Origin of the sequence: Paraburkholderia elongata (assembly GCF_013177735.1) — a bacterium.
GTDB classification, from domain to species: domain Bacteria; phylum Pseudomonadota; class Gammaproteobacteria; order Burkholderiales; family Burkholderiaceae; genus Paraburkholderia; species Paraburkholderia elongata.
Map to the genome: position 1 here is coordinate 1 of NZ_WOEZ01000182.1, position 7,715 is coordinate 7,715.

The following is a 7,715-nucleotide window of genomic DNA, read 5'->3' on the forward strand; positions in this document are numbered from 1 at the left end:
GGCCCTGACGCCGTCCCAGGTGTTCAAAGCCGGCAGCACGATCTGGAGCCTGGGCGCCGGCCTGCTGCAACCGGTCTTCCACGGCGGGCAACTCAATGCGCAGAAGCGCGCGGCCGAAGCGGCGTACGAGCAGGCCGGCGCGCAATATCGTGAAGCAGTGCTGCTGGCGTTCCAGAACGTCGCGGACTCGCTGCGCGCGCTCGATCACGACGCGACCGGCCTGAAAGCGCAGACGGAAGCCTGGCGCTCCGCTAGCGATTCGCTGGAACTCACGCGCGGGCAGTATCGCATCGGCGGAGTGAGCTACCTGGCGCTTCTCGATGCCCAACGTCAGTACCACCAAACGGTGGTGAGCCTCGCGCTCGCACAGGCATCCCGCTACGCCGACACCGCGGCCCTCTTCCAGGCGCTCGGTGGCGGCTGGTGGAACGCCCCTGCGCCGGCCACCGCCGCAACGACGCATTGACATAGCACAACAGAAGGCTCGCTGCACCGCTCTTTGCAACACGTGCTGTCAGAAACGAGGGAACCAAGGAACGAACCGTCCGGCGCTTCGCCCAATGCCGTGCAAGGACATCAAGATGACCGAAAGAAAACCGATGACAAAGCGGATGGTGATCATGCTGATTTGTGTCGGCCTGCTGCTGGCCGCACTCGTCGGCTTCAACCAGTTCCGCACGTACATGTTCGGCAAGTTCATGGCGGGCAACGCGGCGCCGCCCGCCACCGTTTCGTCGGTCGTCGCCAGCTATCAGTCGTGGCAACCGCAGCTTGCGGCGGTCGGCAGCCTGCGCGCGGTGCGCGGCGTCGATGTCACCACCGAAGTCGCGGGCCTCGTGCGCGAGGTAGCGTTCAGCTCGGGGCAGGAAGCGAAAGCCGGGCAAGTTCTTGTCAGACTCAATGCCGACAGCGACGTGGCACTGCTCCAGTCGCTACAGGCCGCAGCAGAACTCGCACAGACGGTCTACACGCGCGACAAGGCGCAGTACGACATCAAGGCGATCGCCAAGGCGCAGCTCGACGCGGACGCCGCCGACCTGAAGGGCAAGAAGGCGCAAGTCGCGCAACAGGCTGCGCTCGTCGACAAGAAAACCATCCGCGCACCGTTTGCGGGCCGCCTCGGCATCACCACGATCAATCCGGGGCAGTACATCAATCCGGGCGATGCGATCGTCACGCTGCAAGCGATCGATCCGATCTACGCCGATTTCTACCTGCCGCAGCAGCAGCTCGGCCAGCTCGCCATCGGCCAGACCATCGTGGTCGACACCAATGCGTACAGCGGGCAAACGTTCGTGGGCAAGATCCAGTCGCTTAGCCCGAAAGTCGACAGCACCACCCGCAACGTGCAGATCGAAGCCAGCGTGGACAATCATGAACGCAAGCTGCTGCCGGGCATGTACGCGAACGTGAAGGTCGACGCGGGCGCCGGACAGCGCTACCTGACGCTGCCGCAAACGGCCATTACCTACAACCCCTATGGCGCGACCGTGTTCATCGTCAAGCCGGGCACGCAACCCAACGCGCAAGGCAAGACGCTGCCCGTCGCCCAGCAGGTGTTCGTCACGCCCGGCCCGACGCGCGGCGATCAGGTTGCGATCCTTAAAGGTGTCGACGCCGGCACGCAGGTCGTGACGAGCGGGCAGCTCAAGCTCAAGAACGGCACCCCGCTCGTCATCAACAACAGCGTGCGGCCGGCGGACAATCCGAACCCGGCGCCTCAGGAACAATAGAGAGACCGTGCGATGACATTCACCGATCTCTTTATCCGGCGGCCCGTACTTGCATCGGTCGTCAGCCTCCTGATCCTCGTGCTCGGACTGCGCTCGCTGGCCGCCCTGAAAGTCAGCCAGTATCCGCAGACCGAAAACGCCGTCGTGACGATCAGCACGGCTTACTATGGCGCGAACGCCGACACCATCGCCGGTTTCATCACGCAGCCGCTCGAGGCGGCGATCGCTCAGGCGCAAGGCATCGACTACCTGTCCTCGACAAGCAGCACCGGCGTGTCGACCATTACCGCGACGCTGCGCCTGAACTATGACGCGAACCGCGCGTTGACCGAGATCAACACGCAGATCCAGTCGGTACGCAACCAGTTGCCGCCGCAGGCGCAGCAGCCGGTGCTGAAGGTGCAAATCGGGCAGACCACCGACGCCATGTATATGGGCTTTTACAGCGACGTGCTGCCGAGCAACAACGTCACGGATTACCTGCTGCGTGTCATCAAGCCCAAACTCGATTCGATCGAAGGCGTGCAGACGGCCGAAATTCTCGGCGGGCGGCAGTTCGCGTTGCGCGCGTGGCTCGATTCGACCCGGCTTGCAGCACACGGTGTGACGGCAGCCGACGTCTTCACTGCGCTCGGCAACAACAACTACCTCGCGACGCTCGGCACGACGAAGGGGCAAATGGTCAGTGTCGACCTGAATGCGGGCACGGACCTGCATACCGTCGACGACTTCAAGCAACTCGTCGTCAAACAGAAGAACGGCGCGATTGTGCGCCTCGAAGACGTCGCGAACGTCGTGCTCGGCGCCGACAGCTACGACTTCAACGTCGCGTTCAGCGGCAAGCGTTCGGTGTTCATCGGCATCAAGGTCGCGCCGGACGCCAACATCCTCGATGTGGCCAAGCGCGTGAAGGCCGTCTTTCCCGGGCTGCAGAAGCAGTTCCCGATCGGCATGACGGGGGAGATCGTTTATGACGCGACCGACTTCGTCAACACGGCGATCTTCGAAGTCATCAAGACGCTGGTCGAGGCGCTGCTGATCGTCACCGCGGTGATTTTCCTTTTCCTCGGCAGCTTGCGCGCGGTCATCATCCCGCTGATCGCGATGCCGTTGTCGCTGATCGGCACGTTCTTCGTGATGCAGTTGCTCGGCTATTCGATCAATCTGCTGACACTGCTCGCGCTCGTGCTCGCGATCGGGCTCGTCGTGGACGACGCGATCATCGTCGTCGAAAACGTCGATCGTCACATGGAGCACGAAGGCAAGGCGCCATTTGATGCCGCGCTGATCGCCGCACGCGAACTCGGCGGACCGATTCTCGCGATGACCGTCGTGCTGATTGCCGTGTATGTGCCGATCGGCTTTCAGGGCGGCCTGACGGGTGCCCTCTTCACCGAGTTCGCATTCTCGCTCGCCGGCGCGGTGACGGTGTCCGGCGTGATCGCGCTCACGTTGTCGCCGATGATGTGCTCACGCTTCTTCCGCGCGGAGCAGGAGTCCGGGCGCTTCGCGCGCTTCGTCAACCGCCAGTTCGAACGCGTCCATCGTGGCTACGGCCGTCTGTTGCACTCGACGCTCGACACCTGGCCCGTGTTCATCGTGATGGGCGCGCTGCTGCTCGCCGGCACGGTCTACCTGTTCATGACGTCGAAATCGGAACTCGCACCGCAGGAGGATCAGGGGATCGTACTGTCGCAGATCCAGGGGCCGCCGAACGCGACCATCCAGCAGATGCAGACGTATGCGGACCAGGTATTCGACATCTCCAAAGCGTTGCCTGAATACTCGCAGATGTTCCAGCTCACCGGCGCGCCGACACTGAACCAAGGGATCGGCGGCGTGCTGTTCAAGACATGGAACCAGCGCAGCAAGGGCGCAACCGCTTTGCAGCAGGAATTGCAGCAGAAATGGAATCAGATTGCCGGTGCACGCGTCGCCGCATTCCAGTTTCCGCCGCTGCCGGGTTCGCAGGGCTTGCCGGTGCAGTTCGTCATTAGCACGACCGAGCCTTTCGAGAACCTCAACGAAGTATCGCAGGCAGTCCTGCAAAAAGCCCGCGCGAGCGGGATGTTTTTCTTCGTCGATAGCGATCTCAAGCTCGACAAGCCGGAAGCCACGCTCGTCGTCGACCGCGACAAGGTCGCCTCGCTCGGGCTTTCGCAGAGCGACGTAGGGCAAGCGCTCGGTTCGGCGCTCGGGGGCGGCTATGTCAACTACTTCTCGATCGCCGGGCGCTCGTACAAGGTGATTCCACAGGTATTGCAGACCGACCGCCTGAATCCTTCGCAGGTGCTCGACTACTACCTGCGCACACCGGACGGCAGTGTCATTCCGGCTTCGACGATTGCACATATCGAACATAACGTCGTGCCGGAATCGATCAACCACTTCCAGCAACTCAACTCGGCGACGATCTCAGGCGTGATCGTGCCCGGCGTGTCGCAAGGCGAAGTGCTCGATTTTCTGCGCAAGGCGACCGCGCAGGTCGCACCAGCCGGGTATTCGGCAGATTACTCGGGGCAATCGCGGCAATTCGTGCAGGAGTCCGGTGGTTTTGTCATCACGCTGATGTTCGCGACGATCATCGTGTTCCTCGCGCTCGCGGCGCAGTTCGAAAGTTTCCGTGACCCGATCGTGATCCTGATTTCGGTACCGATGGCGCTGTTCGGTGCGCTCATCTTCATCAACATCGGCTTGACGACGCTGAACATCTACACGCAGGTCGGGCTCGTCACGTTAATGGGGCTCGTCAGCAAGCACGGCATCCTGATCGTCCAGTTCGCTAACGAACTGCAACACGCCGGCAGATCGAAGCGCGAAGCCCTGGAAGAAGCTGCGGGCGTGCGGCTGCGCCCGATTCTGATGACGACCGCGGCAATGGTGCTCGGCGTGGTGCCGCTCGTAATCGCCTCAGGAGCAGGCGCCGCCGGCCGTAATGCGATGGGGCTCGTGATCTTCACGGGGCTTTCGATCGGGACCCTCTTTACGTTGTTCGTGGTGCCTGCGATGTATATGTTCCTCGCCGCCGATCATCATCAGGACGCTGGAGTGACGAAGGCGGGCTAGCGTCTGCCTTTACGCGTCTTTCAGCCAGGACGCACGTCCGCGACATCTATTTGTACCGGCTCCGCTTCGCCTCCGATCCGGGTATGCACAGTCACTTTCCCCTTAACAAGGGCCGCTATCCCCAGTGCACACCACATGCACGGAGCCCACCATCCTTGCTTTCCCGCTTGCACCCAAGTGTGGGTAGGCGACGACGAAAACGGATGTATCACCCACAGTTCGCACCGACCTGGATGAAGCACGACGCCATGAGAAGCCTGAAGGCGCAACAGCCCAGCTTCTACATCGTCGACGCTCGACACAACCTTCTGTGCCAGTTGCTCGTTGGTTGGAGCGTAACCTTCATGAATGAAGGTCGTAACGATATGGTGGTGAAGTAGCGAGTCGAATTGCTGCTGGGTCATGATTGTTGCGGCGACGCCGCCCAAGTTGGAGGGCCTGGAAAAATGCTCAGCTCGGATACCAACGACAGCAGGGATGTCGGTCTATATTTTCCGTACCAAACAACGGACTAGTCATGGCAAGCGCAAAGTTCGAACTCGTGGCCATCGGGGCTAATCAAAACAATGCTCTGCATGGTCTCGTCATTTAACCCGTCTAGAACGACTGTTGCGCCGAGAACCTTGGCGCGGTTCAGAAAGCTATGCAAGGCAGATACATCGAATTCGAACACCGGTACGCACCCGCTCCCGACGAACTCATCGCCAAAATCATTCAGCAACAACCCGAAACGGACGTCGCCTAGCAAAAACTCCGTCCACCTCTCCGACTTGCGGATCGGCGAGCGTTCTAATAGGTTTTCCCAGAACGTCGCGGTCCGCTCCATGTCCTTCACTTTCAAATAAGTGGTTCTGATTCGCATCGGATGCTCCGGGAATGAGTTTCGCAAGACGCAGCAGATAATAGGCGTAAAAAAATACTACGCTAATGGGTCTCAACGATCTACGTCCCTGTGTCGATTGACCGGACCTGGCCGATCACCGCCTAATGCTCAACCGCCCGAAAGCGGACACTCTTCCCAATCACTTTGCAAACACGAACGTCCTCCTAAACGGACTGGCGTGCCATGACAGGCAATCCCGTGTGGCCGGTCACGCTGGAATATTTGTTCCTGCCAGCCGTTTACTGCCCACGGACGATCCAGTTCCGTTATGCATGAAGCACGCCTCGCTTGCCACGCACCCGCCGGCAACGGGTTCGTGTTTGCCTGTTTGCAGGATTCGCCCCACCGTTGCTGACGCTGCGCGACGCGCGTTCGGGTTACAGGACAGCTGTCCTCGTACCCGTCTCGCGGGCACGGGCGAAATTCGCTAGCGGCGGCCGGCACGCATTGCGCGCAGCGACAACAACGTGCCCGCCCCGCGGCCTTCTTGGAGAGCCCAGTCATGAACCCCGTCATACACGGCTTCAATCCGACAATCGACCGGCAACCCTGCCAGCGCGTTGTCCGTGCAAAAGAGCGCACGGTGAAACACCTGCTGCTGGCCGCGCTATGCGGCGCCAGTCTCGCCCTTTCGGCAGCGGGCTCCGCCCTTGCCGCTGAGCTGACGCCGCTGCTCCCGCCGTCGTTCGTCACCTCATCGACGGTGCCGGCCAACGGCGACCTCAATCCGTACGGCGCCGCCTTCGTGCCCGACGGCTTCCCGCGCTTCGGCACGATCGCCCCCGGCGATCTGCTTGTATCCAATTTCAACAACGCGCAGAACCCGCAGGGCACCGGCAACCTTCAGGGCAAAGGCACGACCATCGTCAAGATTGTGCCGAACGGCACACCGGCCACGTTCTTCCAGGGTCCTGCGCGTCTCGGTCTGAGCACCGCGCTCGGTGTGCTCAGGGCCGGCTTCGTGCTGGTCGGCAGCGTACCGACCAAGGACGGCACGTCCGCAACGATCCAGCCCGGCTCGCTGCTGGTGATCAATCGAAGCGGCAGCCAAATTGCGGAATGGACGCCCACGATGGCAAAGATCAACGGTCCCTGGGATCTGACGATCTTCGATCAGGGCGACCACGCGAAGGTATTTGTGTCGAACGTGTTAGATGGCACCGTCACGAGGCTCGACGTCAGCGTCGACGACGGCGGCGTTCATCTGAACCGCGCCACGAAGATCGCCTCCGGCTACACATTTCGCAGCGATCCCGCAGCACTGGTCGTCGGGCCGACAGGACTCGCCTACGATCCGCAGCGCGACGTACTCTATGTCGCGTCGACCGCCGACAACGCGATCTTCGCCGTCTTCGGCGCGGGCAACTCGCAGCATGACGGCAGCAAGGGTGTGCTGATCTATGCGGACAACGCTCATCTGCGCGGACCGATCGCAATGACTCTCGGACCGAACGGCCATCTGTTCGTCGCGAACGGCGACGCGGTCAACGCCGATCCGAAACAGCCGAGCGAAATCGTCGAATTTACGCCGCAAGGCCGCTTCGTCGCGCAGCTTTCCATCGACCCGGCGCCAGACGGTGCGTTTGGAATCGCGTTCGCACAGCCGCAGCATGAGTTCGTGCGCTTTGCAGCGGTCGACGACAACACAAACACCGTGACCGTCTGGAAGGTGCCTTTTGAGAATGGTGGGCAATAACGCGCGATGGAATGACGTGCAAAGCGGTCGGAAACGACTTCATGAAACCAGGTCTTTCGCCAGTGGCTGGCATACGACTGCCAGCCACTGCGCACCTCGGCGCTTCGATTCCACCACGCGCAATCCGGCGCCGGCCGAAGTTTAAGGAAGAATAATTTGTAAAGTACGCTACACGCGTGTAGTTTACTTTACATGATCACCTTAACCACCTGGGCCGTACTGGTCCTGACCTTTCCCACCGAGAACGCTACCGCGCGAATGCGGGCATGGCGGGCGCTGAAAGCGAAGGGGTGCGCCGCCCTGCGTGACGGCATCTACCTGCTGCCGCACACCGCGG

The 7,715-nt window shown here is 61.5% G+C and carries 7 protein-coding genes and 1 pseudogene; 6 read left to right on the forward strand and 2 right to left on the reverse strand.

All coding sequences use genetic code 11. The annotated features are described in order from the left end of the window. The 3 genes from GNZ13_RS30755 to GNZ13_RS30765 all read left to right on the forward strand — a co-directional run. Positions 1-466, forward strand: a 466-nt coding sequence (locus tag GNZ13_RS30755; RefSeq protein ID WP_172171604.1) for a TolC family protein, incomplete at its 5' end; no start/stop codon positions are given. Positions 467-581: 115 nt separating this feature from the next. Beyond that, positions 582-1,733, forward strand: a complete 1,152-nt coding sequence (locus tag GNZ13_RS30760; protein ID WP_172171606.1) for an efflux RND transporter periplasmic adaptor subunit — start codon at positions 582-584, stop codon at positions 1,731-1,733. 12 nt (positions 1,734-1,745) lie between these two features. Beyond that, entirely contained in the window at positions 1,746-4,799 is a 3,054-nt protein-coding gene (locus tag GNZ13_RS30765) for an efflux RND transporter permease subunit (RefSeq protein ID WP_172171608.1), read from the forward strand. Between the two features lie 20 nt (positions 4,800-4,819). Here the strand turns inward: GNZ13_RS30765 and merB are convergent, their stop codons facing one another. Next, the gene (merB, locus tag GNZ13_RS54415) at positions 4,820-5,041 is read right to left on the reverse strand and encodes an organomercurial lyase (protein ID WP_407945676.1); all 222 of its coding nucleotides are present in this window, start codon (positions 5,039-5,041) and stop codon (positions 4,820-4,822) included. Between merB and GNZ13_RS52880 the strand changes: the two genes are divergently transcribed. Continuing rightward, positions 5,003-5,179 (forward strand): hypothetical protein, encoded by a 177-nt coding sequence (locus tag GNZ13_RS52880; RefSeq protein WP_236002261.1) that lies wholly within the window; start codon positions 5,003-5,005, stop codon positions 5,177-5,179. The genes merB and GNZ13_RS52880 overlap by 39 nt on opposite strands. A 131-nt stretch (positions 5,180-5,310) precedes the next feature. On the opposite strand, the gene GNZ13_RS30775 is transcribed toward GNZ13_RS52880, so the two are convergent. Next, positions 5,311-5,661, reverse strand: coding sequence for a VOC family protein (locus tag GNZ13_RS30775; RefSeq protein WP_172171612.1), 351 nt, complete (start codon positions 5,659-5,661; stop codon positions 5,311-5,313). Positions 5,662-6,184: 523 nt separating this feature from the next. Here GNZ13_RS30775 and GNZ13_RS30780 point away from each other — a divergent pair. Further along, positions 6,185-7,378 (forward strand): NHL repeat-containing protein, encoded by a 1,194-nt coding sequence (locus GNZ13_RS30780; RefSeq protein ID WP_236002262.1) that lies wholly within the window; start codon positions 6,185-6,187, stop codon positions 7,376-7,378. 192 nt (positions 7,379-7,570) lie between these two features. Further along, a pseudogene (locus tag GNZ13_RS54665) lies at positions 7,571-7,715 on the forward strand (chromate resistance protein ChrB domain-containing protein); the annotation flags it as partial.